The 24217-nt window shown below is 34.5% G+C and carries 33 protein-coding genes and 1 riboswitch; of the genes, 28 read left to right on the top strand and 5 right to left on the bottom strand.

Annotation, left to right across the window (positions count from 1 at the left end; all coding sequences use genetic code 11):
* Positions 1-16: 16 nt before the first annotated feature.
* The 9 genes from ACIP9C_RS03555 (at position 17) to ACIP9C_RS03515 (ending at position 6082) form a co-directional block, all read left to right on the top strand.
* Positions 17-448 carry a hypothetical protein gene (locus ACIP9C_RS03555; protein ID WP_401008677.1) on the top strand — a complete coding sequence of 144 codons (432 nt, stop codon included), beginning with the start codon at positions 17-19 and terminating at the stop codon, positions 446-448.
* Between the two features lie 40 nt (positions 449-488).
* On the top strand, positions 489-662 hold the full coding sequence (locus ACIP9C_RS03550; protein ID WP_401008675.1) for a hypothetical protein: 174 nt from the start codon (positions 489-491) through the stop codon (positions 660-662).
* Between the two features lie 93 nt (positions 663-755).
* A complete protein-coding gene (locus ACIP9C_RS03545) occupies positions 756-1193 on the top strand; it encodes a hypothetical protein (protein WP_401008674.1) in 438 nt (145 codons plus the stop codon).
* A 264-nt stretch (positions 1194-1457) separates the two neighbouring features.
* Positions 1458-1913 carry a GNAT family N-acetyltransferase gene (locus tag ACIP9C_RS03540; protein WP_401008672.1) on the top strand — a complete coding sequence of 152 codons (456 nt, stop codon included), beginning with the start codon at positions 1458-1460 and terminating at the stop codon, positions 1911-1913.
* Positions 1914-2000: 87 nt separating this feature from the next.
* Entirely contained in the window at positions 2001-2666 is a 666-nt protein-coding gene (locus ACIP9C_RS03535) for a DUF3885 domain-containing protein (RefSeq protein WP_401008671.1), read from the top strand.
* 48 nt (positions 2667-2714) lie between these two features.
* Positions 2715-3101, top strand: a complete 387-nt coding sequence (locus tag ACIP9C_RS03530; RefSeq protein WP_401008669.1) for a hypothetical protein — start codon at positions 2715-2717, stop codon at positions 3099-3101.
* Between the two features lie 44 nt (positions 3102-3145).
* A complete protein-coding gene (locus tag ACIP9C_RS03525; RefSeq protein ID WP_401008667.1) occupies positions 3146-3580 on the top strand; it encodes an NUDIX hydrolase in 435 nt (144 codons plus the stop codon).
* A 717-nt stretch (positions 3581-4297) separates the two neighbouring features.
* Positions 4298-5209 (top strand): glycine betaine ABC transporter substrate-binding protein, encoded by a 912-nt coding sequence (locus tag ACIP9C_RS03520; RefSeq protein ID WP_401008665.1) that lies wholly within the window; start codon positions 4298-4300, stop codon positions 5207-5209.
* 132 nt (positions 5210-5341) lie between these two features.
* Complete coding sequence (locus ACIP9C_RS03515; protein WP_401008663.1) at positions 5342-6082, top strand: alpha/beta hydrolase; 741 nt, start codon at positions 5342-5344, stop codon at positions 6080-6082.
* Positions 6083-6134: 52 nt separating this feature from the next.
* On the opposite strand, the gene ACIP9C_RS03510 is transcribed toward ACIP9C_RS03515, so the two are convergent.
* A complete protein-coding gene (locus ACIP9C_RS03510; protein WP_401008661.1) occupies positions 6135-7007 on the bottom strand; it encodes a DMT family transporter in 873 nt (290 codons plus the stop codon).
* Between the two features lie 328 nt (positions 7008-7335).
* Between ACIP9C_RS03510 and ACIP9C_RS03505 the strand changes: the two genes are divergently transcribed.
* The 18 genes from ACIP9C_RS03505 (at position 7336) to ACIP9C_RS03420 (ending at position 19087) form a co-directional block, all read left to right on the top strand.
* Entirely contained in the window at positions 7336-7827 is a 492-nt protein-coding gene (locus tag ACIP9C_RS03505) for a GNAT family N-acetyltransferase (RefSeq protein WP_401008660.1), read from the top strand.
* Positions 7828-8298 (top strand): DinB family protein, encoded by a 471-nt coding sequence (locus ACIP9C_RS03500; protein WP_401008659.1) that lies wholly within the window; start codon positions 7828-7830, stop codon positions 8296-8298. It abuts the gene before it with no gap.
* A gap of 21 nt (positions 8299-8319) precedes the next feature.
* Positions 8320-8865: a hypothetical protein gene (locus ACIP9C_RS03495; RefSeq protein WP_401008657.1), complete on the top strand. Its 546-nt coding sequence runs from the start codon at positions 8320-8322 to the stop codon at positions 8863-8865.
* Positions 8866-8959: 94 nt separating this feature from the next.
* Positions 8960-9127: a hypothetical protein gene (locus tag ACIP9C_RS03490; RefSeq protein ID WP_401008655.1), complete on the top strand. Its 168-nt coding sequence runs from the start codon at positions 8960-8962 to the stop codon at positions 9125-9127.
* A 147-nt stretch (positions 9128-9274) separates the two neighbouring features.
* Positions 9275-9904: a class I SAM-dependent methyltransferase gene (locus ACIP9C_RS03485; RefSeq protein WP_401008654.1), complete on the top strand. Its 630-nt coding sequence runs from the start codon at positions 9275-9277 to the stop codon at positions 9902-9904.
* A 66-nt stretch (positions 9905-9970) separates the two neighbouring features.
* Positions 9971-10735 carry a DUF4085 family protein gene (locus ACIP9C_RS03480; protein WP_401008652.1) on the top strand — a complete coding sequence of 255 codons (765 nt, stop codon included), beginning with the start codon at positions 9971-9973 and terminating at the stop codon, positions 10733-10735.
* Positions 10736-11023: 288 nt separating this feature from the next.
* The gene (locus ACIP9C_RS03475; RefSeq protein ID WP_401008650.1) at positions 11024-11947 is read left to right on the top strand and encodes an MBL fold metallo-hydrolase; all 924 of its coding nucleotides are present in this window, start codon (positions 11024-11026) and stop codon (positions 11945-11947) included.
* A 185-nt stretch (positions 11948-12132) separates the two neighbouring features.
* Complete coding sequence (locus ACIP9C_RS03470; protein ID WP_401008648.1) at positions 12133-12786, top strand: hypothetical protein; 654 nt, start codon at positions 12133-12135, stop codon at positions 12784-12786.
* A gap of 130 nt (positions 12787-12916) precedes the next feature.
* Positions 12917-13234, top strand: a complete 318-nt coding sequence (locus ACIP9C_RS03465; RefSeq protein WP_401008647.1) for a hypothetical protein — start codon at positions 12917-12919, stop codon at positions 13232-13234.
* 587 nt (positions 13235-13821) lie between these two features.
* Entirely contained in the window at positions 13822-14682 is an 861-nt protein-coding gene (locus ACIP9C_RS03460; protein ID WP_401008645.1) for a phosphotransferase family protein, read from the top strand.
* A gap of 56 nt (positions 14683-14738) precedes the next feature.
* Positions 14739-14996 (top strand): DUF3953 domain-containing protein, encoded by a 258-nt coding sequence (locus ACIP9C_RS03455; RefSeq protein ID WP_401008643.1) that lies wholly within the window; start codon positions 14739-14741, stop codon positions 14994-14996.
* A gap of 73 nt (positions 14997-15069) precedes the next feature.
* Complete coding sequence (locus ACIP9C_RS03450; RefSeq protein ID WP_401008641.1) at positions 15070-15219, top strand: hypothetical protein; 150 nt, start codon at positions 15070-15072, stop codon at positions 15217-15219.
* A 33-nt stretch (positions 15220-15252) separates the two neighbouring features.
* Positions 15253-15435, top strand: a complete 183-nt coding sequence (locus ACIP9C_RS03445; protein ID WP_401008639.1) for a hypothetical protein — start codon at positions 15253-15255, stop codon at positions 15433-15435.
* A gap of 115 nt (positions 15436-15550) precedes the next feature.
* Entirely contained in the window at positions 15551-16339 is a 789-nt protein-coding gene (locus tag ACIP9C_RS03440; RefSeq protein ID WP_401008637.1) for a GNAT family N-acetyltransferase, read from the top strand.
* Between the two features lie 74 nt (positions 16340-16413).
* A complete protein-coding gene (locus tag ACIP9C_RS03435) occupies positions 16414-16854 on the top strand; it encodes a cell wall hydrolase (protein WP_401008635.1) in 441 nt (146 codons plus the stop codon).
* 203 nt (positions 16855-17057) lie between these two features.
* Positions 17058-18203 (top strand): PstS family phosphate ABC transporter substrate-binding protein, encoded by a 1146-nt coding sequence (locus ACIP9C_RS03430; RefSeq protein ID WP_401008633.1) that lies wholly within the window; start codon positions 17058-17060, stop codon positions 18201-18203.
* A gap of 31 nt (positions 18204-18234) precedes the next feature.
* A riboswitch (guanidine-I (ykkC/yxkD leader) is annotated at positions 18235-18332 on the top strand.
* Between the two features lie 99 nt (positions 18333-18431).
* Complete coding sequence (locus tag ACIP9C_RS03425; protein ID WP_401008631.1) at positions 18432-18773, top strand: DMT family transporter; 342 nt, start codon at positions 18432-18434, stop codon at positions 18771-18773.
* Positions 18773-19087, top strand: a complete 315-nt coding sequence (locus ACIP9C_RS03420; RefSeq protein ID WP_401008629.1) for a DMT family transporter — start codon at positions 18773-18775, stop codon at positions 19085-19087. Before ACIP9C_RS03425 ends, ACIP9C_RS03420 begins: the two co-directional genes overlap by 1 nt.
* 221 nt (positions 19088-19308) lie before the next feature.
* On the opposite strand, the gene ACIP9C_RS03415 is transcribed toward ACIP9C_RS03420, so the two are convergent.
* From ACIP9C_RS03415 to ACIP9C_RS03400, 4 genes are all read right to left on the bottom strand, one after another.
* Positions 19309-20184 (bottom strand): glycine betaine ABC transporter substrate-binding protein, encoded by an 876-nt coding sequence (locus ACIP9C_RS03415; protein WP_401008628.1) that lies wholly within the window; start codon positions 20182-20184, stop codon positions 19309-19311.
* A gap of 88 nt (positions 20185-20272) precedes the next feature.
* Positions 20273-21127: an ABC transporter permease gene (locus tag ACIP9C_RS03410; protein WP_401008626.1), complete on the bottom strand. Its 855-nt coding sequence runs from the start codon at positions 21125-21127 to the stop codon at positions 20273-20275.
* Positions 21120-22319 (bottom strand): quaternary amine ABC transporter ATP-binding protein, encoded by a 1200-nt coding sequence (locus ACIP9C_RS03405; protein ID WP_401008624.1) that lies wholly within the window; start codon positions 22317-22319, stop codon positions 21120-21122. The genes ACIP9C_RS03410 and ACIP9C_RS03405 overlap by 8 nt, the downstream gene beginning before the upstream one ends.
* A 252-nt stretch (positions 22320-22571) precedes the next feature.
* Positions 22572-23207: a GntR family transcriptional regulator gene (locus ACIP9C_RS03400; protein ID WP_401008622.1), complete on the bottom strand. Its 636-nt coding sequence runs from the start codon at positions 23205-23207 to the stop codon at positions 22572-22574.
* A gap of 273 nt (positions 23208-23480) precedes the next feature.
* On the opposite strand from ACIP9C_RS03400, the gene ACIP9C_RS03395 reads away from it, so the two are divergent.
* Positions 23481-24206 (top strand): GTP cyclohydrolase II, encoded by a 726-nt coding sequence (locus tag ACIP9C_RS03395; RefSeq protein ID WP_401008620.1) that lies wholly within the window; start codon positions 23481-23483, stop codon positions 24204-24206.
* Positions 24207-24217: the final 11 nt, after the last annotated feature.

Genomic DNA, 24217 nt, shown 5'->3' with positions numbered 1-24217 from the left:
TGAGGGAGTGTAATGCTTGAGGTATACAAGACTTATATTATTTACTGCGATTATAGTATTTTCATTTTTTCCGTGTAAAGCAAAGGCAACAAGCTGGGCATATCCTTTCGTTGTTTGGGATGATTATATTTATGTAATTAGCGATGAATATGTAGAAAAGATTAATAAGGAAATTGGAGAAGTCACGAAGTATTCAGATATGGAACAATATGAAGGCAACTTTTCAAATGTCTATCCAAAAGGGACGAAATATTATTCAATCGATGGAATCGATACAGATACTGCAATTGCAATCCACATAGGGGATGGTCATTATATAAAAGCAATTAGAGAAGGCGAGTATACTTACAGTAAAAGTTACACCCAATATGTCTATAAAGGTTTAGGTATTTTTGCGATTTTCATTGTAGGTTTTATTATCTTTACTCAATCTAGAAAAAATCTTTAACAATATGCGAGCTCTCTTTAACTATGAGGAGGTATTACTTATGAAATACATTAAAGGCTTATATGTAACACTTGCACTAATGATGTTCGTTGTTTTAGTAAGCACGACAATATTAGATGATAAATATTCGGGGATAACGATGTTCGTTTGTTTAGGCTTATTTTTAATTGGATCTACCTTTTTTATCAATGCCAAACAATTAAAAGGAAAGTAAGTTGTTCAATCATGGGGCGTTAAAGATCGATTTTTGAGTTGCTACGGCAGCTCTTTTTTCTTTCGTGAATAAGGTCGAAAAGGGATGAAATAAATGAATGACGATCAAAAACGATATAAGAAAAAAATTGGCAAAGTAATTTACGGCACGACTACTGAAGAACGATTTAAAGAAGTACACGGGATAACAATTGAGGAATGGAATGCAAAAGGTGAAGAAAGATTTAAAGCTAAAACAGGAATGAGTTACGAAGAATGGTATATTAAAAAGATTCTTTCTTCGACACCCATTGATTATCTTAAAAATCTCAATGGTGTTGTTTCTCAGGATGATTTAGAACTGGTTAAGGATTTACAAGAGTTGGGGTTAAATGATGGTGTTATAAATGTATTACTGGATTATGTGAAAATTGTTAGTAAAATAGGGTTTATTCACTCGTTAGTAAGAGAAATGGGTGAAAGTTGGCTCAAGAAGGATGTCTCAAGTATTGAAAGCGCAATGGCCTTTGTTAGGGAAGAATGGAAAAACTAAATCCTCAAATTATATTTTCCAACATCAAAATCCATTTTGAGATAACGGGGCGCTTAATAAAATATAGTGCAAAAAGGATTATTATGAAAAAAATGGTATAATTAAAAAGCCTAATTATCTATTAATAGAATTTTAGGCAGTAGTAGTTAGAGGAGGCGTTCATTATGACAAATACAAGATTTTATATTATTAATGGCAACAAGGGGATAACGACTCATTAACTAAGTTGTTTGGCGTTTCCCCGCATTTTGAAAGGGGAAAATTATGATTAAAGATAATGTGAAAATCGTAGAATTAAATGCAGAAAACTGGTACGACTGCTGTGAATTTGAGATAGCAACAGAACAAAAAAAATACATCGAATCCAATGCCATATCAGTAGCTCAGTCAAAGTTTGAGCCTACTTTAAAGCCATATGCTATTTATTTAAATGAAAAAGTAGTCGGCTTTTTAATGTATAATGCTGTTCAAGAAGAACTTGATGGTTATTGGGTGTATAGAATAATGGTGGATAAGAAATTCCAAGGCAAGGGTATAGGGAAAGCTGCAACTAAGTTAATGATTTCAGAGATGGCTAAATTACCGAATTCAAAAAAAGTTATTGTAGGTTATCATCCTGAAAATTTGGGTGCACATAATTTATATGCGAGTCTAGGATTTATTGATGAAGGTCACCGGTTCGGTAAGGAAATGGCAGTAATAAAATATCTTACCGAGTGACAGGATGATAGAATATTGAAATGAGTAAGGACCATTTTTTGGTCCTTTCTTTTTGTGCTAATGGTGCGTTAAAAAACAATAAAAAGAATGGAGTGGACAACAATAGATTTAGGTCAATATTTAACTAGTACATTTCCAGGGCTTACGTTAGTGCCTAGTCTTTATCATCAATGGGACATAGGTATTCACTTTGAATTAGGAGCTGGAATGTATCAATTTAAAGACGATGGTAGTCTCAATTACGAGATGTTTGATTGTGTGTATAGTCAGGCATTGTCTATTTTCAACGAACTTTTCTCTGATTCAGATGAAATTTTTCTTGTTACAAATGTTTATCAGCACAAGTCTTACAAAATGAATAGAATAAATGTTTATAATCACTATTTAAAAAATAAAGATATAAAACTTCGTTTAAGTCAAGAAACGTTGCCAAATGTATTTAATGATGAGGCGACAGATGATTATTATACATCGCGCTTTTCTTTAAAGTGCCGCAAACAAGATATTAAATATCCATTACTTATTAAAGCAGCGTGTAATGAAGATTTCCCTTTAAAACCAAAATTCCGTTCAGTTGCAAACTATCCAGATGTATTTTTTATAAATATCACTAAAAATGTGGTCTTTTTTATTTATGATAGAGGATGCGAGGTCATCGCAACGAATAAGGAAACCGTTTTACCTTTATATGAAAAATACGGCGATTGGCTCGATGAGTATTCACGAGAAGAGATTGTTAAACGTTTTAAATAGGAGCGCATTATTAATTAAACGAGTTTGGCTATGCTAAGAGGTGAAGAAATGGATTATTTTGAAATAAAAAATGCGAAAGATACTTTAAATAAAAGTCTTATTCTTTCTAAACCATTAACTAACTATGATGCAAAACAATTGAACCTATCCAATACCTATTTTGAAGATGAAGAAGAAAATTTTCTTCCTAAACAATGGTTTTGTAGTATGACTATAGCACAATGGGAAGGGGTAGGAAAATTTGTACAAGGGGATAGCGAAAAACCTTATGCAAATATTTATAGAAAGAGGGTAAAACTTCTGATGCCGATTTGGATAAATCAGGACTGGTCATCGTTGCTAAATAACCATTTAAAAAGCTCTTTTTTAATGACGTTTGGTGTTGCAATTGTGGTTGGCGGACTGAGAAATTTAAAGGATAATTCAATAGTGTAAAGGATTATGTGAAGAATAGTAACGATAAAATTTGAGGTGGAAAAATGAGAATTCAATATTATGATTTAGGATCTGTTAATGAAAATGATTTAAAATTTGCAGTAATAAGTGCTATTTATAAGGGGAAGTGGCTTTACGTAAGACAGAAAGAACGAATGTCGTGGGAAATTCCTGGAGGTCACAGAGAGCCTGGGGAAATCATTATTGAAACTGCTAAAAGAGAATTATTTGAAGAGACTGGGTGTGAAGCAGTCGATATAGTTCCGATTTGCGACTATTCAATGGATGATTCCGTTAATAAGATATTTGGAAGGCTATACCTTGCAAAGGTAAAGATAATTGGCCAAATGCCAATATCAGAAATCTGTGAAGTTAAACTATTTGATACCCTCCCTAAAAACCTAACTTATTCAGAGATTCAACCAAAATTGTTTAAAAAGACACTTGCTTTCATGAAAGATAATAAAGGTTACACTTAAAGCAGCGTGCATAAGGGAGGATGCCGTTTTCCTACAGGATAACTTCATAGGTATGAGAAAGACTATTTCTCAAGTCCTTTGTTTTACTTTTCGAATATTGATGAGTGCTTATCTATATTAATTATATTTCTAATCACATATTTACAGGTAAATCCAGGTTATTTCGCTTTCTTCTTTCCTATTGACTTCAAGACGACACCAATGAAAATGAAAAACAGGTATACATCAATATAAGTAACGTAGTTTACTCGACTCTCGTTAAAATACCCCATTACAAATAGTAATTTTAGTATGAGCAAAATGCTTCCCATAAATAAAAATATATTTGCTATTAAATTTCTATTCAAATCTTTCCACTCATCACTTCTCCTCACCAATAATCTTCCCCTCCAACTTTTACCTTAATTTTAATTCATTCAATTCATTTATTAAATAAATTATGGAAATATACCATGGAAAACGCTCTTTATAAATTTACTAATTTTATTATTTTAGAATATAGAACTGAGCGCCATTTAAAACGCTCTTTTTATAAATAATTATGTTAGTGAATGTGTAAAAATGGGTATGTCTAGTAAGGGAGTCGTTTGACAAAAGTAACAACCTGTTGTTAAAATCAAGTTGTTACTTTTGGTAGCTAAGCAAAAAATTTTAAATAAAGGGTTTCTTAGGAAGACGCTGAAACTCTATGTTTTGAACTAGGGGGACGAAAAGAAGATGAAATTGAAATCAGTAGGAATCACTTTAGGGTTAGCCACTATGCTACTTTTAACGGGGTGTGGTGATGGAGATAGCAAAAAAGACGATGGCAACTCAACAGGAAATACACCAAGTATAGGGGAGCAAGTTGACTATAAAATTATAGGGATTGAACCAGGAGCTGGGTTGACTGAGCTTGCAGAAAAAACGATAGAGAAATATGAAAACTTAAAAGGCTGGGAACTTGAACAAAGTTCAACACCAGGGATGTTAGGCTCATTAGAGCAGGCTATTCGAAATGAAGATCCAATTATTATTACCGGATGGACACCACATTGGATGTTTTCATCTTATGATTTGAAATTTTTAGAAGATCCTCAAGGGACATTAGGTGGATCGGAAAATATTAATACACTTGCACGTAAGGACTTGGAAAAAGACTTACCTGATGCGTATACAATACTGGATAGATTTTATTGGGAACCAGAAGATATGGAAGCTGTTATGTTTGAAGCACAAACAAGTTCATTTGAAGACGCAGCAGACAAATGGATAGAAGAAAACCAAGACAAGGTAAATGAATGGACAAAAGATGCGAAAAAAGTAGACGGAAAAGAAATTGAATTAGCATCTACTCCGTGGGATTCAGAAAGAGCTTCAAGTAGTGTACTACAGGCAGTATTTGAAGAACTCGGCTACACTGTCACAATTACACCAGTAGATCCTGCCATTATGTTTCAAGCAATCGCTACAGGGGTAGCTGATGCAACAGTAGCTGCTTGGTTACCAACAACACATAGCTCATTTTATGAAAAATATAAAGATGACTTCGATGATTTAGGGGAGAACTTAAAAGGAACAAAAAATGGATTTGTCGTTCCAGAATATATGGATATAGACTCCATTGAGGATTTACAGCCGAAGAAGTAACATCAATACGAAAAGGGAATCTCCTATTTAAAGAGGGAAATTCCCCTTTTTCATTTCACCATGTCGTTAAATCAACATTAGATGTTATACTCTAATGTAATTAATGAAAGTCAACGTCAGTGAGGTATTCAAATGATGAAAATAGTACCCCCTAAGCCCTTTTTCTATAAAGGTGGCGATAAGGCTGTTTTACTATTACACTCTTTTACAAGCAATACAATTGATATGAAAAATTTAGGGAAGTATTTGCAACAGCACAATTATACTTGCTATGCACCCTTATATAGGGGACATGGCTTAACAGCAGAAGAGCTGCTCACATACAGACCGACAAATTGGTGGCAGGATGTACTAGACGGTTACCAGTTGTTGAAGGGGAAAGGCTATGAAAAAATAGCCGTTGTTGGCCTTTCTCTTGGTGGTGTACTTGCATTAAAAGTTGCGCAAGAGCTGGAGGTAACTGGTGTTGTGACAATGTCAGTGCCAATACGTAGGGAAGCTGCTTTTCTACACAAGCGTGTCTTTCATTATGCAAAAGGTTATAAACAGCTCGAGGGAAAAAATGAAGGCCAAATAAACGTAGAAATAACGCGATTGCAAAATATGTCAATCGATTCATTAGTTGAGTTTCAACACCTCATTCAAAAAACGATGGATAAATTAGCACTTGTAACGTCACCAATCCGTATTTTATATGGGGCATTAGATGATCCGTTGTATAAAGACAGTGCAAATGTAATTTTTCAAAACGTCGGGACGCAGCATAAAACAATGAAAGGGTATCCGAACTCTAAACATTTAATGACATTGGGTATAGACAAAAATGAAGTGAACAAAGATATTCTTACATTTTTAAATGATTTACTTTGGTAATTCATAATAAAAAACAGTGGGAATAAATACTTCCCACTGTGTAGGACGATATTTAATGTTTTAAAAATTTAAGAGATTTTATTTCGCTAACAAATGTTGAGGCTAACAGGAACGTACCACCAAGCATTTGAAGCACTGTCATTTGCTCTTGCAGTATTAAAGCCGAAACTAATATGGCTACAAATGGATCAACATAGCTTAACATCGCGATACTTTGCCCTTTCAGTTTCTCCATGCCAGCAAAGAATAACCAAAACCCAATCCCCGTATTAAAGATTCCTAAAATTAAAATAAAAGGAATGGAAGAACTCGCTACACTAAACATTCTAAAGCCAGAAGTTAAGAAAACATATGGCATAAGGAGAATAGCAGTTGTACCGAGCTGAATAATTGTCAGCTCCAGTTTTTCCATCTCTTTAATAAATTTATTTAATAGCAATAATGTAGCATAAAATGCAGCGGCAATTAATCCATAAAAAAGTCCGAGGAGATCATCCGTTTTAGAGGCACTCAGACCTTCACCTACAATCAAAAGTAATCCCATAATAGCGACAATAATACAAACTACTTTTTTAAATGACAATTGTTCTTTAAGGATAATTGGGCATAGGAGCATTACAAACACTGGTGCAAAGTAATAGCCGAGTGTCGCGTTGGCAATTGTCGTATGGTCATAGGATTGGTAAAGAAAAATCCAATTTCCACCTAATGCAATACAGGAGAAAAGCAATATGGAAGCATTCGACTTCACTAAATACCATGATATTTTTTTCTTCATAATAAAGAAGAGTACCGTCAAAAATAAGCAACCTATAAAACTGCTTAGTAAAGCTCTTTCGCTCGAAGCAAGATCAATTTTTCGAACAACTAAACCGATTGTACCGAAAATGATCATTGATAAAATAAACTGAATTTTAGATTTCATCGTTTACTCCTTCGAATCTGCGAAACAGCTTATATCTCGCAGATTCTTAATCTGTTTTGTATATAAGCATGTTCAATGCTGCCTGAGCAGCTGAAGTAAACGGTGGTGGTGATGTTGAAAATGGCTTCCAAATACAAATATTTGTTTTGGATAATGACATAAAAAATCCCCCCGATATAATAAATTTTTTTAGTACGTAATGCAATATATATATGCTGATGAATTTTTATAAATGTTCTAAGTTAACCCTTCTTCCATTTATAAAAGGAAAACAGCCATTATAAATAGAAGTAAATAAAATATAAAAAATATCAGGGGTGAAATATTCATGGTCACAATTAGAAATGTTGAAAAAAATGAATTGGATTTTTTAACCGATATGCTTTATGAATCGATCCATATTGTTGAGAACAAACCTAAAAAAGAGGATTTAATCAACTCAATTCATATTAAAAAATATCATGAAAGCTGGGGTAGAGAGGGAGACTCAGCACTAATTGCACTAAATAAGGAAAACCAGCCTGTGGGTGCTGTTTGGTATCGCTTGTTTAACGAAAGTAATAAGGGATATGGCTTTGTAGATAGGCATACGCCTGAATTAGGAATAGCTGTAGCTGAAGAAGTTAGGAAAAAAGGAATAGGAACGTTGCTGATGAAGGCAATAATTGATCAAGCAATTAATGAAGGCTATAAATCCATTTCTTTAAGTGTAGATCTTGAAAATAGCCATGCAATTCATATTTATAAAAAATTAGGTTTTGAGGAATATGAAGTATCCGGAACATCTATGACAATGGTGTTAAGAGTTAAGGGAGATTAGATGAATATTTATTGTAAGAGCGCACTACATCAAATCAAAGTCGCTGTAACGTCAATTGTTCAAATGATAGAAAAGTTAGCAGAGCAAGACTTGCATCAAAGGCCAACACCGAATAAGCATTCCATTGGCGAATTATTAGAGCATATTGCAATGATTTGTGAAGCGGATGCCCTTATTGCAGACGGGTATTCAAAAGACAAGATGAATGAATATTATGCTAGTGTCTCCTATAACAACTTAGCTGACATGAAAGAGGGGTTAATAAAAAATTATCATTTTTTAGAAGATAAATTTATGCATTATACAGAAGATGAACTTCAGGAGGAAGTGACCTCTTTTTGGGGTGTAACATACTCACGCTATGAATGGCTGTTAGAAATCGTTGCGCATATTTACCATCACAGAGGACAATTACAAGCTATGCTTGTACATTGTTATGGTATCGATCTAAGGGTTTCGTTGTTTGAATAGTGTAAAAGCGGAGGGAAGAATATGAAATTTATTGGCTTAAATAAGAAAACGAAGCGTTTATTCTGGGGTTTCATGCTGTTTTTAGTTTTGGGATTAATAAGTATTAATTTGGCTGATTCTGCTAAATTGAACTATAGAGAAGCTCGTAATAACTTTATTAGTGAGTTTAATGGAAAAAACCTTAGCGACAATGATATTAAAAACATCGAACATACGCTGGAAGCCATTAATGAACAATTTCATACGTCAGAAAGCATTGCGATTTTTGACAAAAAAGGTGGCATCCATGATGTTCAATATTTAAATTTGGATTTTAAAGAGGCTAAATATGTGTTTCCGTTAAATGCGGATAATAAAGAGAATTTGCTCACTACATTCTTTTATGTAACTGAAGGATTTAAAGCAGGGGAATATTATATTGTAAATCGCTATTTTCCAGATTGGTTTTATGCATTCCCAATTGTATTTTTCACTGTAAGTGCAGCGTTATTTGTACTTTGGACTGTATCTCAACTTAAGTATATTTACAAGACAAAACGTTTTAAATTCAGACTTAAACTTAACTGATTGATGAGGTGGGAAAATGTATTGGGAGACTCTTCCTAATTGAGTTTGGATTATTTATTACACATTTATACTAGCAACATTGGGTGCTGTAATATTGAGTATAGTAAAAAAGAAATTAGTGATTGTATCGATTATTACGATAATTCTTGCTATGACTATACCGATAATTAGTATTATCAATAGCATTGGGAGAGAAGAAGGGTTGGATGAGTTTGAACATTTTATTGCGCAGTTACAACAAGGCTTCAATTGGCCTATTTAAATACATATGAATAGTTACTCTTCTAAACAAGAAAAATACTGGGAAGGGACCTTAGCGAGTACGATAAAGCAAAGCTAATTAGTTGAATTAATGTGATAGCTAAGAGAAACTTAATTTTACAAAATTAAACTAGCTAGGAGATACGATATGACAGAATTTTGGGAATCAAGTTTTATAGAAAAACAAACAATGTGGGGATTTGAACCGACAGACTCAGCAATCGTAGTAAAGGATTTTTTCCTTGAAAGAAATGTTAAAGATATATTGATACCTGGTATTGGATACGGTAGAAATGCAAAGGTTTTTACTGACAATGGAATCGATGTAACCGGTATCGAGATTTCACAAACAGCGATTGACTTGGCAAGACAAAATGGGATTGATATTAATATTTTTCATGGTTCCGTAACTGATATGCCTTTTGATAATAAACTTTATGACGGTATATTTTGCTATGCTCTTATTCATCTATTGAATAAACATGAGCGAGAGAAGTTTATTCAAGATTGCTATAATCAGCTAAAGCCAAATGGGTATATGATTTTTACAACAGTTTCACAAAATGCCCCTATGTTTGGAAAGGGCAAACAATTAGATAAAGACTACTTTGAGGTAATGGAAGGCGTCAACATGTTTTTTTATGATGCAGACTCCATAAAACAAGAATTTGAACAATATGGGCTAGTAGCGTTTTCAGAAATTGACGAGCCAAGCAAACATGCGGAAAATAAACCTCCTATAAAATTTATAATGATAAAATGTGAAAAAGAATTATAAGTACATTAGAAAATTGTAAATTGCTTATAAATCTGCCCGTATTTCATTAGAGAGAGGCGAGATTCTATGAAATATTTTACTAAAGAATGGTATGAACTGTGTCAAAAAACAAGTTTTCATTTGAATTTAGAGGAAGACAAACAAGCTGAAACGTTTTCGGAAGAATATTTTCAACAACTCTACAATAACGAGTTAAACAGCTGGCTTGATTTACAAGAAGAAATTTCTTCTATATTGGAATCAAACGATGATGATCAAAACGAATATGAACTTTTTAATAAAAATTTGGCCATTAAACAATTTCATGATGGTTTCATCTATAATAAACATCGTTTAAAAAATGAATTACCAGAAACGATTTTAAATCAGATAGCTGATATACGAGTTTTTGCTTTATATAAAGCAACTCGTACAGTTATAAACGAGGTAACTAAATTGTCTGAGGAAAATGAAAGGTCAGTTACCGCAACAAGTGCCGAATATAGAAAATATTTCAAAGGAGCTTCTAGTTCATTTGAAAAAGACATAGTTGAAAACTTTGGATTTCATGATTGTACGATTATAAAATCTGTGCAGCATGACAGGTCATTAACATTACACCTTGATAATTCAGGTGGTTTTACAGATATAGAGGAAGTAACCTTTGAAAATTATCAAATCATAAAACAAGATGGTTTATTGGAAGATTCATGGTGGTTGTATAACGAAGTATATAAAGTAAATGACAATTACGAGTTCCACGTCCTGCTTCAAAATAGCGAAATGGGGTTAATTGACTTTATTATTTGTGCAGATCAAGTTTCCTTTAAAAGTAACAAAAATCATGAATAATTCGAGAAGGGCTTTACTCTGATCCAAAGAAGAGCCCTTATCTCCTTTTGTTAAAGGTACTTTATGGTAAAATAAAAGAAAAATGCAAGGTGAATGATTGGCTGAATAGATTGTAATGGGATTTCCTTTCATTTTAAGTGGTAATCAACTTAGTGCTGATTATTCGGAAACTTAAAATATTTACAGATGATCGACACTCCTGAGCGAACAAGATACTTTGAGTTGCATAGGCAGCTCTTTTTTCTTTAGTCAGCGAATGCATGAGCAAATAATAGGGAGGAATATTTCATGACTGAATATTATTCAAAACATTTTAATCTTGAACAAGTAAGTGAAGGTATTTACGCAGCAATTGCTAAAGATGGGAGTGGATCTGTTGGAAATTCTGGTTTCATCGATTTAGGGAACAAAACAATTGTGTTTGATACGTTTAATACACAACAAGCCGCTGTAGATCTAAGAAATATAGCTGAAAAAATGACGAATCGACCTGTCACATGGGTAATTAATAGTCATTTCCATGGCGACCATATTAGAGGAAACCAAGTATTTAAAGATTGTAATATCGTATCTAGTCAAATATCACTACAACAAATGAAGGAAAATCATCCAGAAAGAATTGCTGAACAGAAAGCTGATATAGATGGTTTGAAAAAATATATAGAATCCCTTTCAGAACAACGTGAAAGTTTTACTGATTTGCAGAAAAAGAATGAAATAAATTTTTTAAAAGAGCTCGCAATCTCACTCCCTGACCTAGAATTAGTCTTGCCACAATTTACGTTTACTAATGAGTTTACTATTTTCGGAACGAAACGTACTGCTAAAATAATGACGCTTGGTGGCGGTCATTCACCTTGTGATTCTTTTCTTTATATACCTGAAGACGGAATCGTTTTTATGGCTGACCTTCTATTTGTCGGTATGCATCCATCATTTTTCCCGTATTCCAATCCAACACAATGGGAAAATATTTTAAATGAAGTCAGTAACTTGCCTATTCAAAAAGCGATTCCTGGTCACGGAACAATTGGAACAAAAGGAGATATTGAAAGATTAAAGAACTATATAAATGAAATGACAGTTATAGCAAAAGAAAATAGCAATTTAGAAGAAGTTTCAATACCTGAAGAATATAAAGATTGGACAACGATAAATATCGATCCCCGTGAATTGGTTATTCGTAATTTGAAGGTGTTAAGAGATTTATAGTTCCAGTATATCTCTTAAAGGGAGGTTGGCTTTAAATTGAAATACAAGGATAATGTTTCAGTCTAAAGGAAATCGCCCATAAAATCTCTAAAATAGCCGATAGTACAAGGAAGAATTAAAAATGAATAAAGGCAAAAGAGAGCGATTGTTTTTCATAATAAGACGTCTTAAAAGGAGAGGATAAAATGATAAGAAATAAAGTCGCACTTATTTGTTCAATTGTTATTTTAGGTATATGCATGTACTTATATTTTCCGTTTCCGAACAATGTAATGTTAGATGCTTATTCTACATTCATGTCATTTCCTACTCGCAATCAAGATGGATATATTGTGCTTGGAATTATAGGTTCAGCTATGTTTCTAATTGCGATTATTTTACTTGTTATAGGCATGAAGAAATATCATTTCCGAACTATAGTAATCGTCGTAATAATATATACAATTTTACCGAAGTTCCTCATTATGACTTACCAAGAAACATTAGCGAGTGGCATTATGGCAATTTCATACGATGGGAATGGCAAGTGTAATTTTGAAAATGTTAGTGAAGACTTAATAACTGGGGAATGTAACCTTGTATTACATAATAAAAGCAATAAAGCAGTGTCATTTGAATTAGAATTTTTAGATTCTTATTTCATGGAAGATGGAATACGAATGGAGTCACTTATGAATGTAGCTGGCCCATATAGTATAACAATTGAAGCAAATCGAGAAAAATCAATTCATTTAAAGGAATTACTCGATTTATCAGGCGTCCTTAAACATATTGAAAGTGGAACATCATTTAATGTTCATGTTAATTTAATTGACGGAGAGACAAAACGAACTCTATAGGTCAATTTTGATTGGGTAATGATTGGGTGTGCTACTTAATAATTGTAAACGGTTGGTTATTTTTTGAAACTTAGTCATGTGTTGAAACGTAAACGTATTAACTACAAAAGTTAATGGGGGGTGGAGGCACATGAGTAGAAGTAAAATATTCACAATCTTTTTCTTAGTCATCTTTGTAGGACTGATTGTAGTGGGTTTTTACACTATTAATGATGTACAAATCGAAAGCACCTATCAACTTAATGAACAAAGCATTATAGAAAGAAATGGCGAACACTATTTGTTAATTGATAATCGCGAGTTGTCTTTATCGAAGAAGTATTACGATAAACTCGAATTAGAAAAATACAACGAATACAAAATTAAGTATGTTTATAATCGATTGAAAAATAATGAAGGTGAAGTTGTAGCGCTTAAAAGATATGGCGAACAGCCTTGGGGTCAATAACGAACGAGAAATCGCCGGTAAAACCGTGTGAATCGCAGGTAAGTCAGAAGAAATCGCCGATAAAACAGCCAGAATCGCCGATACCTCCTGATGAACAAAAAAAGATGTGTACTGGATTCGCTAGATTTAATAACAACTTTCATTGTTATGTCTTCTATAAGTTTTGCAATTAAATTAAAGGTTTTGGCTGTTTCTTTAATTTGAGAGGAACCATTTTAAATTGTTTTATAACTGACTTCTAGTTATGAGGCAACTTCGGCAGATTCTTGTTGCACAGAGCTGACAATGCTTGTAATGTCATTGACACTAAATTTCACTACTTCTGCAAGCTTTCTTACCTCGTTAGCCATTGCAGCAAAACCTTTTCCGTTTGCCTGCTCTTACGCCTCAATTGCGTCCTTTAATGCCAAAAAGTTGGTTTGTTCAGAGATATATCAGCGATGATGTCGTTTATTTGTGTCGTTTCTTATCTAACTCCTTCACCTTTGTTACCGAATTTCCCACTAAAATTTCTGTTTTTATCCATATTACTAGCGCAAATCTTTCGGCAATATTAAACGCATACTTAAAGAATAGGAAGGTTATCTATGTTAAATCGTGTTTTTGAACAATTTAGATTGCAAGTACGATCCGTTAATGAGGTGGAAGATTCCCATAGTTCAACAGTCTTTAAATGTACATTGTTTAATGGAGAAAATGTTTTTTTGAAAATTCCTTTTTCAAAATTAAAGTGTCAGCGTGAGCTAGAAGCTTATGAAATTTTAAAAGGGAAGGTAGCCATTCCAGAAATGTTAGATTATTGGGCAGGTGATGAGGAATGTACTGGGGCATTTTTATTATCCGAATTAAAAGGGAAACCACTAATAACGAAGGCTTCACGAACAGTAGCGTTTCAAGTTGGGGTCCTTCAAGCTTCCATGCATACAATTCAGCCGCCAGCACAAAAACTATCAGGTATTCAAAATGAATTTCCCGAATGGTCTAGTTTTGTACAACGACAATTTTATAGTTTTGCTGACGATGTAAAAGATGTATTAGATAAACGCTTATACATACAAGCCATTGAAAATTTTGAAAAAATGAAGCAACAGCTCCCAGCCCCAGATGGACCAAGCTTTATACATATGGATTTTCGTCCAGCAAATATAATTGTTGATGGTCATAATGTGTCAGGCACCATCGATTTTGAATCCGTACGTTTTGGCGCAACAGAAATTGATTTTACTAAATTGTATCGTGATTTTTTACGATACGATTCGGCTTTGTATCATGCTTATCAAGAGGGCTATAACAGTGTAAGACCATTAATTGATTTAGAAGTTGTTTTGCCATTTTATCGATTTACAGATGCATTCAATAGTATCGGGTGGTGTAAACGGCGTGGTATGGAAAAAAACGCTTTATTTCTTGAAGAGAATTTATCGATTTTGAAAAAATTTTTAAAATAACGTTATGTGCGTTACATGATATTGAGGAAGGATAATAAGCAAAGTGGAGGTAAAAAATGAAAGAAAAAAAGTTTGATACTTTAATGGTATTGCACATATTGTTTGCATTCCTCGTTTTGGGAATTAGTATATACGTCATTGTTACGGTAAATTATCAATTATTTCCATTGTTGTTCACGCTGATGGGTGTCATGTATCTAATAATAGGGTTAAGAGAATATAAAAGAACGAAGAATTTATTGTGGGGAATTTTCTTTTTATGCACTGCGTTATTCATGTTATTCGTTGCTGCTCAAGGTATTGTGATTAATTAATAAATGTTTGACTAAATGGCGCTTGCTACAATGCCGAGGTTAAGTCACAATGTTTAAATTTAGGAGGGGTTTAATGGAAAATGGCCAAGAGCCCTATCAAGTACAGGATAGCTATTTTTTCGTTATTGATCCATTTATGTGTGGTATTATCGGATTTTTAATGTTTGTTGTGATTATTTTATTTTTTGTATGGAAAAGTAGAAAAAAGAAAACTATTAATTAAAGAAGCTTTTAATAGTTTAATGGAGGAAAAGCAATGGATTTATTATTTTTAATCTTTTTACCGCTGTTATTTTCTTTTTTATGGTTTATTAATTTAGTTCAGTTATTAGAAAAACTAAAACAAAATAGAAATATTAAAAATCAAAAAATACTTGGTTCGTTATGGAGTATTTGCTTTACATTATCGATTCTTTTATTCGTATTATCGATATATTAATGGACAATATGGACAATTTACCTTCGAATTTAACCGTGTTTATTAATTCAATAAAATATCTTATAAAAAAATGTATCTGCGTATTTTGAAATATACATAAAGGGGTTATAGCAATATGATTTTAGTACCAAAAGAGCATTATAGTTTAATAAAGAACAAACTTGAAGAAGCACCAACGTTTGTATTTAGTGTGTTGGATTCTACTATAGAAGGAACTGTTTATGCAAATTGTGCCGATTACAAATCATTGCTTATTCAAACCGATTCAGGATTGTACTATATTGCAGGGCAAACAATAGATGAGCTATTAATACAGAACCTTGTTAAATTTTTTGAGACATCTGTATATCAAGCGAAACGCTTTACATTATTTTCTGCTAATCCTGCTTGGGATCAAGTAATTGAGAAACACCTTAATACGAGAGTAGGGAAAATTCAAAGATATGCTTTTTCTTTTGATGCAATGAAGTATGAAAGTAGAAGAAGAAGCGATAATTACGAGTACGAAGTAGCAAAAATAGACTCATTGGATATTCAACATTGTTTGGCGTTTGATAAAAAATACTACAATGAGTATTGGGATTCTACGCATAATTTTATTCAAAATGGAATTGGATTTTGTGTGAAGGATAGAGGGAATATTATTAGTGAATGCGTTTCGATTTTTAAATCTACAAAATATGCAGAAATAGATATTGTTACCGATTTGAATTATAGGGGAAAAGGGTTAGCAAGTATTGTGGCTGAACAGTTTATAGATTATTGCCTAGCAGAAACAATTCAACCACGCTGGGATTGTGATGTTGATAATAGTGCTTCCATTAATTTGGGTAGTAAATTAGGTTTTGCAAATGCGAGGAAATATAGCGTCTATTTTAAAAATAGCCAAAATGTCCAACAGTGAGCTAAAAAGCATTCTTCATTAACAGTGGCACAATTTACTCCTTCTTGTCATACAATAATCGTGGGGTGATTAAATTGCCAAGAGCAAAATACCGCGATGCAGATGTCGCTTTAATGGCGAGGATGATGAGAGCAGAAGCGGAAGGTGAAGGAAAACAAGGGATGTTGTATGTTGGAAATGTCATTGTTAATCGCCTAGTATCAAATTGTTTAGATTTTAAAGATTTAAGGTCAATTGACGATGTTATTTATCAGGTACAGGGCGGAAATTATTCTTTTGAAGCAGTTCAAAAAGGGAATATGTTTTATCAACGGGCAAGGGAAACCGAGAAAAGATTAGCGAAACAGAACTTGGACTATTGGAGAGACCACCCAGCGAAATTTGCACTCTGGTACTTTAATCCATATGCTCCGTGCCCACCAACGTGGTATGGTCAACCATTCACTGGTCAATTTAAAAATCATTGTTTCTATGAACCTGCACCAGATACATGTGAAGGGGTTTACACTGGATAGGTAACAATTTCGGATTGAGGAGCTTTTGCAAGCTCCTTTTTTGCTGTAGGTTATGTGTGTGCCACGCTCGTGCATTTTTGTTATTTCATCCTTGAAGATTACCATATTAATTACCAAAATTTTGTTGCCTTTTTCTCTGAAATCTTATAAGGTAAATATAAATAGTGTAATTTTACACTTTTATATGAGAGGAGGACAAGGCAATGATAGTTTTGCAATTAATTTTCGTGTTCATCGGTGTGTTATTTTTTACTGGAATAATTGCTTTTACTTTATTATTAAATGGTGCTATTCATTATTTATATCTACTCTTCGTGCTATCGATAAGCTTCTTTTTACTCTATACGTTTCTAATTTTAGAGTGGTTTAAGACAAAGAAGCGGAAAGTAGCGGTTTCGACAATTATTGGCGTTGCTGTTTTAATCGCTTCTATTGCACCGATTCAGTATCATTATAAAATGAGTAAGGCTACTGTCGATGCTGAAATCGATGAGTATGCCTACGAACCATTCGTAGAGCACAATAAAGTTGTGAAGAACGAGAAAAAAGCTTCATTACAATTGAAGGACCCATTACCGCGCTTAGATGGTGCAACGGCAATGTATCCATTATATGCAGCTTTTGTAGAAGCGACATATCCTAAAAAGGAATACCCGTACTATGATAGTGAGGTTAAAGTAAGTCGAACGCCAGAGGCTTATCAAAATTTAATTTCAGGTGATGTGGATGTTATTTTTGCTGCGGCTCCTTCTGAGTCACAAATTAAGATAGCGGAGATCAATGGGCTGACATTTGACATGACACCGATTGGGCGTGAAGCATTTGTCTTTTTTGTCCACCATAAAAATAATGTTGAAAATTTATCGCTAGAACAAATTAAACAAATTTACGCTGGAGAAATAACAAACTGGCGAGAAGTTGGAGGAGCCAATGACTCGATTCGTGCATTCCAACGACCTGCGGATAGCGGTAGTCAAACGACACTAGAAAAAATGATGGGTGATACTGCACTAATGGAGGCGCCAGCAGAAGATGTAGCATCTGGAATGGGCGGTATTATCCATGAGGTATCTCAATATCGTAATTATAAAAATGCAATTGGTTTTACATTTAGGTATTATTCGACAGAAATGGTCGGCAATAAAGAAATTCAATTACTGTCCATTGATGGTATTGCCCCGACGAAGGATAATATTCGAAATGGTACATATCCACTAACGTCGGAATTTTATGCAGTGACTACTGGGACAAAAAATCAAAATGTTAAGCAGTTTATTGAATGGATTGTGTCACCAGAGGGGCAGGCATTAGTAGAAAAGGTTGGCTATGTTCCAGTGGAAAGTTTTTAATTTATTTGCTATACTAAAATGACAATTAGATATGATAGTTTTCTAGGGTTCCGTAGCGATAGCTAGTCTGGTCCGAGAGAAAACCGCAAAATGTATTTTGTGACACGGAAGGATAAAAGCCTGGGAGATACTGTTGAAAAACAGTGTTTCTTTAGGCTTTTTTTATTTGCCTTCAATACTTTGAAGCCGTTTTGTGTCTCGTATCTATAATGAAATGGAGGAATACAAATGAACAAACAATGGATCAGTGTATTTGTTGCAGCTTTTTTTGAGGTAGGCTGGGTAATTGGCTTAAAGCATGCAACAAGCATACTAGAATGGCTTGGCACAGCTATTGCCATTTTTATTAGCTTTTATTTATTAATTAAGGCTGGTGAGTATTTACCTGTTGGGACGGTCTATGCAGTGTTTGTAGGACTGGGAACTGCAGGTACGGTATGTGCAGACAGCCTGCTGTTTGGAGAACCATGGAAGCTAGCTAAAATATTATGTATTGTTGTGCTGCTCGCTGGCGTTGTAGGTTTGAAGCTTGTAACAGGTGAACCGAAGGATAAAGAGGTGAAAGTATAATGGCATGGGTAGCATTAGTTATCGCTGGGATCTGTGAAATGATGGGTGTTTTTATGATTAGTAAATACAATGATGTAAAATCGGTGAAAAATTTAGTTTTAATGATTGTGGCTTTTACGGTTAGTTTTTTAGGGCTTGCCTTTGCGATGGAAACATTACCGATGGGGACAGCTTATGCTATTTGGACAGGTATTGGGGCAGCAGGCGGAGCATTGTTAGGTATGCTCTTTTTCAACGAATCTAAAGATTGGCGACGAATCGTTTGTATTGCCCTAGTTTTAGGAGCCGCCATTTGCTTAAAAATATTATCTTAGTGCCAGTCACTCAAACAATTCTGAAAATTTTTATGTATAACTAAGTAAAAATCCACGAAGCCTCCTGAGGGAATGCACGTAACGTACGTCGCAACAAAGCGCGCTAGCGAGGGTTGCAGCTTACGTCGTGTCCGCAGAAAGCGAAGTGGATTTTTACTAAATAGAAAACGTCTATTTTGCTAGGTGCCCATACTAAGTGCCAGGCACCAAAACAATTTTGTTTATTGTTCTTTTACATCTTTTGTCCATTCAGCAACTTTATCGGGATTATTTTTAATCCATTCTTTCGCTGCATCTTTAGGATCATCACCATTTAAAATGTCTAACATAACTGCTTCTAGATCTTCTGATGTCCAGTGGAAATTATCTAAAACTGAATATACATCTGGTTGATCTTCTTTTAACCCTTTACGAACAAATGTATTAATCGTTTCTTCTCCGCCATAAACACCTTTTGGATCATCTAAATATTTCAAATCATATTTTGCGAATTTCCAGTGTGGAGACCAGCCAGTAACGATAATTTCTTCTTTATTTTTAATTGCTTTCGATAGCGCAGTTGTCATAGCACCTGAAGATGAAGTTAATAGATTCCAATCTGCAAGGTTATCATACTCCTCTTGTGCTTTTTCCGTTGCCGCCGTAATGCCGGCACCAGGCTCAATTCCTGTAATTGTATGATCTGCTTCATTTGTTAAATCTTCAATTGAATTAACATCCATATAGCTTGGGACAACTAAGCCAATTTTTGCACCAGCAAGGTTTTCACCTAGCTCGTCTAAATCTTTTTTATATTTTTCGTATTGTGTTCCATGTGTATGTGGAAGCCAAGCAGCGACCATGCCATCTGCTTCACCTTTTGAAACAGCTTCCCACATAATTGCGTTATCAAGTGGTGTTAACGTAACGTCATATCCTAAGTCTTCTAAAACTTGACCGACAACGGTAGTCGAAGCGATTTCTGTGTCCCACTCAACGTAGGCTAAATTTACATCTTTCGAATCCTCATTCTTAGTCGAATCACTTTCACTACATGCAGCTAGCATAAAGCCAAGCCCTAAAGCCATCCCTAATTTTGATAATGTTTTCAGTTTCATCGAATCTTCCTTTCTTTCCTCAATATTTAGCATTCTAGCAAAATACAAAACGTTTGTAGTGCGCTCTTGTATTTGCTTATATGCATTATTACTGCTCTTTCTTTCTATTAAAGCTTTGAGTTAAGCGATCGATAATAATCGCGAAAATCACGAGTCCTAAACCTGCAACGAAACCATTCCCTACTTGTGTACGTTGCAATGCTGTTAATACTTCACGACCAAGTCCTGGTGCCCCAATCATAGAAGCGATAACTACCATTGAAAGTGATAGCATAACGGTTTGGTTAATGCCGGCCATAATTGTTGATTTAGCAAGCGGAATTTCCACTTTAAACAACTTTTGCCCTGCAGTACTGCCGTATGAATCCGCAGCTTCCACTAATTCTTTTGGTACTTGTCGAATCCCTAGATTTGTCATACGTACAGTAGGTGGTAATGCAAAGATAACGGATGCAAATACACCTGGCACAATGCCAATACCGAAAAAGGCAACTGCCGGAATTAAGTAAACGAAGCCAGGCATCGTTTGCATGAAATCGAGAATCGGTTTAATAATATTTTCGGCAACGCTTGACTTGGACATTAAAATACCAAGTGGTATACCAATGATGATAGAAATTATACTAGAAAATAAAACAAGCGTTGTGGTTTCCATGAGATGTTCCCATAAGCCTTGGTTATAAATAAATAAAAGGCCTATTAGAGTAAAGCTTGCGAGCCCAAATTTTTTGCCTACAGCGAAAAACGCTAAAATAACGACAAGTAAAATGAGAATAATAGCGGGAATGCCAATTAATAAATCAGTGACCTGGTTCATGAGTAGTTTTCCGTATTTTTGAATCACATCAAAGAATGCTGAAAAATTACTCGTCAACCAGTCCATAGCTGACTCTACCCATGGGGCAAGTGGTAAGGTTGGAATATTGTCTAAAAAATTATTCATGTGTTACTTCCTCCTCAGTGAATGTTGAAAGTGCTTCGATAACAACACCTCGGATGAGAACACCAAGCAAGCGTTCATCTTTAACAACTGCGATAGGAGTAGGAGAATTATGAATCAAACCTAAAATATCCTGTAAAAGCATATCTGGTGGAACGGTTAACATCTCGGATTGAACAATCGAATGTACCGTTTGTTCCTGTTTTTTAGCAGCCGCTAGTGCGTCATCTGCGGTAATAAAGCCTTTCAAATGTCGATTTTTATCAACTGCTATCAGTAAACTAACAGCTTCTTGGCGCATTCTTTTCAATGCTACAGTAGGTCCATCAAGGTCGACATTGACATAGACAGGTCGAACCATCACGTTTTCAGCTGTTAATACTTTAGAGCGATCGACATCTTCAACGAACGTTTTTACGTAATCATTTGCTGGATTCGTTAAAATTTCTTCACCAGTTCCAATTTGAATAATGGAACCATCTTTCATTATGGCAATACGATCACCAATGCGAAGCGCCTCATTTAAATCATGCGTGATAAATAAAATTGTTTTTTTCAATGTTCGTTGTAAATCTAGTAATTCATCTTGCATTTCTTTACGAATCAAAGGATCTAGAGCGGAAAATGCTTCATCCATTAATAAAATCTCTGGGTCGTTTGCGAGTGCTCGTGCTAAGCCTACACGTTGCTGCATCCCGCCTGATAGTTGGTTTGGATATTGATCTTTGTAGGCAAGTAAGCCTGCATTTGCAAGAGCTTGTTCCGCCTTTGCTTTGCGCTCTTCTTTTGAAATGCCTCTAATTTCAAGGCCGTATTCGGTATTTTGTAGAAGTGTACGGTGAGGGAATAAACCGAAGTTTTGAAAAACCATACTCATTTTGCTTCGTCGTGCGGTTCGTAAGCTTTCTTTCCCCATTTTAGAAATATTTTCTCCATCGATAAAAATATTGCCGCTTGTAGGTTCGATAAGTCGATTTAACAGTCTAATCAGCGTTGATTTACCACTACCTGATAAGCCCATGATGACGAAAATTTCACCTTCATTTACAGTAAAGCTGGCATCATATACACCAACTGTTGCACCTGTTTCTTTTAAAATATCTGTCTTACTTTTTTGTTGTTTGACGAGTTCTAAAGCTTGGGGAATATGTTTACCAAATACTTTAGAAACATGTTCTACTTTTATTTTTTCCATAGAACCACTCCTTTCGTGCGCTAATCCCACTTGTATCAGCAGTGAGATATCAACCTTAGATGTTACTTTCATAAAACGAATAAAGAAAATCTATATGACAATTGTTTCGTTTTCATTACACTATTTGAGGATAATGATAACCAAAAATAAACAAGTAACAACTTAACACTAACAAAAGGTTGTTACTTTTGTCAAATCGCTAAATAAGAAAAAAACCGCATAAACGCTGTTATATCAGCGCTTATGCGGATTTTAATTTGGATATAAAAAACTCTGTACGCGGCCTAAACTTTCATCGTTGCCAATAAAATAAATAATATCTCCTTCTTCAAATGAAGCATATGGTCCAGGTGAAAGTAATAATTCATTTCCACGGCGAATACCGACTATTGTGCTAGACGTATTTTGCCAAAAATTTAATGCTTGCAAAGTTTGATGAATACAAGGACTTTCAGCAGTCATTTCAATTTGATATGGAATAAAGGGATTGACCGAGCGGAAATGTTCCGTTCGACTAATAAGTTGTTTCGTTTTTTCTTGTAAATGCAACAATTCTTGTTGTTGCTTTTGAATACTTATTAAAAGCTCATTTTGTAGCTCATGAACGGATTGGACATCTTGGAATTGTCGGACAAAGCGTGCCGCCATTTCATACGATTTAATGATGACACCACTACCTTTGGAAGCTTCCACAATTTCTAAATCTTGCAAAACTGCTATCGCTCTTCTTGCCGTTTCAGCAGATACATTGTATTGGCTAGCTAATGAAGATCTTGCGTAAATTTTATCACCAATTTGATATTTTTTTTCTACAATTTTTGAGGCAAGATCCACCGCAATTTGCTGGTATTTTGGCTGCCTTACTTGAACATTTTTTTCTAAGTTCATGCTTAAACTTCCTTTCATCATAACAAACCTACCTTCGCTTATTATAGACTAGCCTGCACAGAAAAAATAGCACCCCCATAAGCTATTAGTATATGATTTAAGCATCATTTAACAGCTTTTTATTAAGATGTGATATTTTAATAAAAAAGGGGCTGTTGTTTGACAGTTTTCAGTTATTATTATAAACTTAGTTACGTTAAGTAAGTTATTTAAGTAGAAGCGTTTAATTAGCAAATTCAACTAAATGTTTAGAATAGAAAGTTGGCGATAAATATGACAATTACTACTAAAGTAGTGGATATAGTGAAGGACAAAATGACAATTGTAAAGCATTCTGAAACAGAAAATATTTGTCTAGTAGGTCCAGTAAAGTTACCTATAAAGCAAGGTGAATTTTCAGCGACTTTTCAATGGTATAACTGGTTAAAGGTTGATGGCAATTTGTCAAAAGAAGAAATTATGGATGGGCTAGCAACGGCAAATTTAGCATTTTCTCAGCAATCATCCGTACTAGTTTACGGTGATTTCGCCCATGAAGAAAATGCTTTAATCCGCATGCATAGCATTTGCCATACTGGCGATATATTTGGGAGCCAACGCTGTGACTGTGGTTATCAATTACATGAATCTATGAAAATGATTGTAGAACATGGGTGCGGAGCGATTTTCTATTTAGCTGATCATGAAGGGCGTGGTATCGGTCTATTTTCTAAATCTCTTGCTTATTTATTACAGGAAGAAGGATTAGATACTGTAGAAGCAAACCTTGCACTTGGTTTCCAAGATGATACGCGTTCGTATGAAGATGCGGTTACTGTATTAACAGCTCTTCGTGCGAAGCCTGTTACATTGATTACAAATAATCCGAAGAAGCTTACTGCTTTGCAGATGCACGGCTTAGCAGCAGACGGACATATCCCTTTATGGGGAGGTATAACGGAAACAAATCGTTTTTATTTAGATACGAAAGTGGAGAAATCTGGTCATATCCGGAAGTGAAGTAAGTGGAG

It is taken from the genome of Lysinibacillus sp. NPDC093210, assembly GCF_044753985.1.
Taxonomy (GTDB): domain Bacteria; phylum Bacillota; class Bacilli; order Bacillales_A; family Planococcaceae; genus Lysinibacillus.
The sequence above is the reverse complement of the archived record's forward strand: the minus strand, read 5'-3'. Positions and strand labels throughout refer to the sequence as shown.

Bases quoted from the DNA above. Each gene is read 5' to 3' on its own strand.
- ACIP9C_RS03405 (WP_401008624.1), bottom strand. From the start codon at position 22,319: ATGGAAAAAATAAAAGTAGAACATGTTTCTAAAGTATTTGGTAAACAT.
- ACIP9C_RS03530 (WP_401008669.1), top strand. From the start codon at position 2,715: ATGGATTATTTTGAAATAAAAAATGCGAAAGATACTTTAAATAAAAGT.
- ACIP9C_RS03525 (WP_401008667.1), top strand. From the start codon at position 3,146: ATGAGAATTCAATATTATGATTTAGGATCTGTTAATGAAAATGATTTA.
- ACIP9C_RS03540 (WP_401008672.1), top strand. From the start codon at position 1,458: ATGATTAAAGATAATGTGAAAATCGTAGAATTAAATGCAGAAAACTGG.
- ACIP9C_RS03450 (WP_401008641.1), top strand. From the start codon at position 15,070: ATGGAAAATGGCCAAGAGCCCTATCAAGTACAGGATAGCTATTTTTTC.
- ACIP9C_RS03470 (WP_401008648.1), top strand. From the start codon at position 12,133: ATGATAAGAAATAAAGTCGCACTTATTTGTTCAATTGTTATTTTAGGT.
- ACIP9C_RS03535 (WP_401008671.1), top strand. From the start codon at position 2,001: ATGGAGTGGACAACAATAGATTTAGGTCAATATTTAACTAGTACATTT.
- ACIP9C_RS03510 (WP_401008661.1), bottom strand. From the start codon at position 7,007: ATGAAATCTAAAATTCAGTTTATTTTATCAATGATCATTTTCGGTACA.
- ACIP9C_RS03505 (WP_401008660.1), top strand. From the start codon at position 7,336: ATGGTCACAATTAGAAATGTTGAAAAAAATGAATTGGATTTTTTAACC.
- ACIP9C_RS03475 (WP_401008650.1), top strand. From the start codon at position 11,024: ATGACTGAATATTATTCAAAACATTTTAATCTTGAACAAGTAAGTGAA.
- ACIP9C_RS03480 (WP_401008652.1), top strand. From the start codon at position 9,971: ATGAAATATTTTACTAAAGAATGGTATGAACTGTGTCAAAAAACAAGT.
- ACIP9C_RS03500 (WP_401008659.1), top strand. From the start codon at position 7,828: ATGAATATTTATTGTAAGAGCGCACTACATCAAATCAAAGTCGCTGTA.
- ACIP9C_RS03545 (WP_401008674.1), top strand. From the start codon at position 756: ATGAATGACGATCAAAAACGATATAAGAAAAAAATTGGCAAAGTAATT.
- ACIP9C_RS03440 (WP_401008637.1), top strand. From the start codon at position 15,551: ATGATTTTAGTACCAAAAGAGCATTATAGTTTAATAAAGAACAAACTT.
- ACIP9C_RS03445 (WP_401008639.1), top strand. From the start codon at position 15,253: ATGGATTTATTATTTTTAATCTTTTTACCGCTGTTATTTTCTTTTTTA.
- ACIP9C_RS03420 (WP_401008629.1), top strand. From the start codon at position 18,773: ATGGCATGGGTAGCATTAGTTATCGCTGGGATCTGTGAAATGATGGGT.
- ACIP9C_RS03455 (WP_401008643.1), top strand. From the start codon at position 14,739: ATGAAAGAAAAAAAGTTTGATACTTTAATGGTATTGCACATATTGTTT.
- ACIP9C_RS03400 (WP_401008622.1), bottom strand. From the start codon at position 23,207: ATGAACTTAGAAAAAAATGTTCAAGTAAGGCAGCCAAAATACCAGCAA.
- ACIP9C_RS03520 (WP_401008665.1), top strand. From the start codon at position 4,298: ATGAAATTGAAATCAGTAGGAATCACTTTAGGGTTAGCCACTATGCTA.
- ACIP9C_RS03430 (WP_401008633.1), top strand. From the start codon at position 17,058: ATGATAGTTTTGCAATTAATTTTCGTGTTCATCGGTGTGTTATTTTTT.
- ACIP9C_RS03425 (WP_401008631.1), top strand. From the start codon at position 18,432: ATGAACAAACAATGGATCAGTGTATTTGTTGCAGCTTTTTTTGAGGTA.
- ACIP9C_RS03550 (WP_401008675.1), top strand. From the start codon at position 489: ATGAAATACATTAAAGGCTTATATGTAACACTTGCACTAATGATGTTC.
- ACIP9C_RS03460 (WP_401008645.1), top strand. From the start codon at position 13,822: ATGTTAAATCGTGTTTTTGAACAATTTAGATTGCAAGTACGATCCGTT.
- ACIP9C_RS03465 (WP_401008647.1), top strand. From the start codon at position 12,917: ATGAGTAGAAGTAAAATATTCACAATCTTTTTCTTAGTCATCTTTGTA.
- ACIP9C_RS03495 (WP_401008657.1), top strand. From the start codon at position 8,320: ATGAAATTTATTGGCTTAAATAAGAAAACGAAGCGTTTATTCTGGGGT.
- ACIP9C_RS03415 (WP_401008628.1), bottom strand. From the start codon at position 20,184: ATGAAACTGAAAACATTATCAAAATTAGGGATGGCTTTAGGGCTTGGC.
- ACIP9C_RS03410 (WP_401008626.1), bottom strand. From the start codon at position 21,127: ATGAATAATTTTTTAGACAATATTCCAACCTTACCACTTGCCCCATGG.
- ACIP9C_RS03515 (WP_401008663.1), top strand. From the start codon at position 5,342: ATGATGAAAATAGTACCCCCTAAGCCCTTTTTCTATAAAGGTGGCGAT.
- ACIP9C_RS03395 (WP_401008620.1), top strand. From the start codon at position 23,481: ATGACAATTACTACTAAAGTAGTGGATATAGTGAAGGACAAAATGACA.
- ACIP9C_RS03485 (WP_401008654.1), top strand. From the start codon at position 9,275: ATGACAGAATTTTGGGAATCAAGTTTTATAGAAAAACAAACAATGTGG.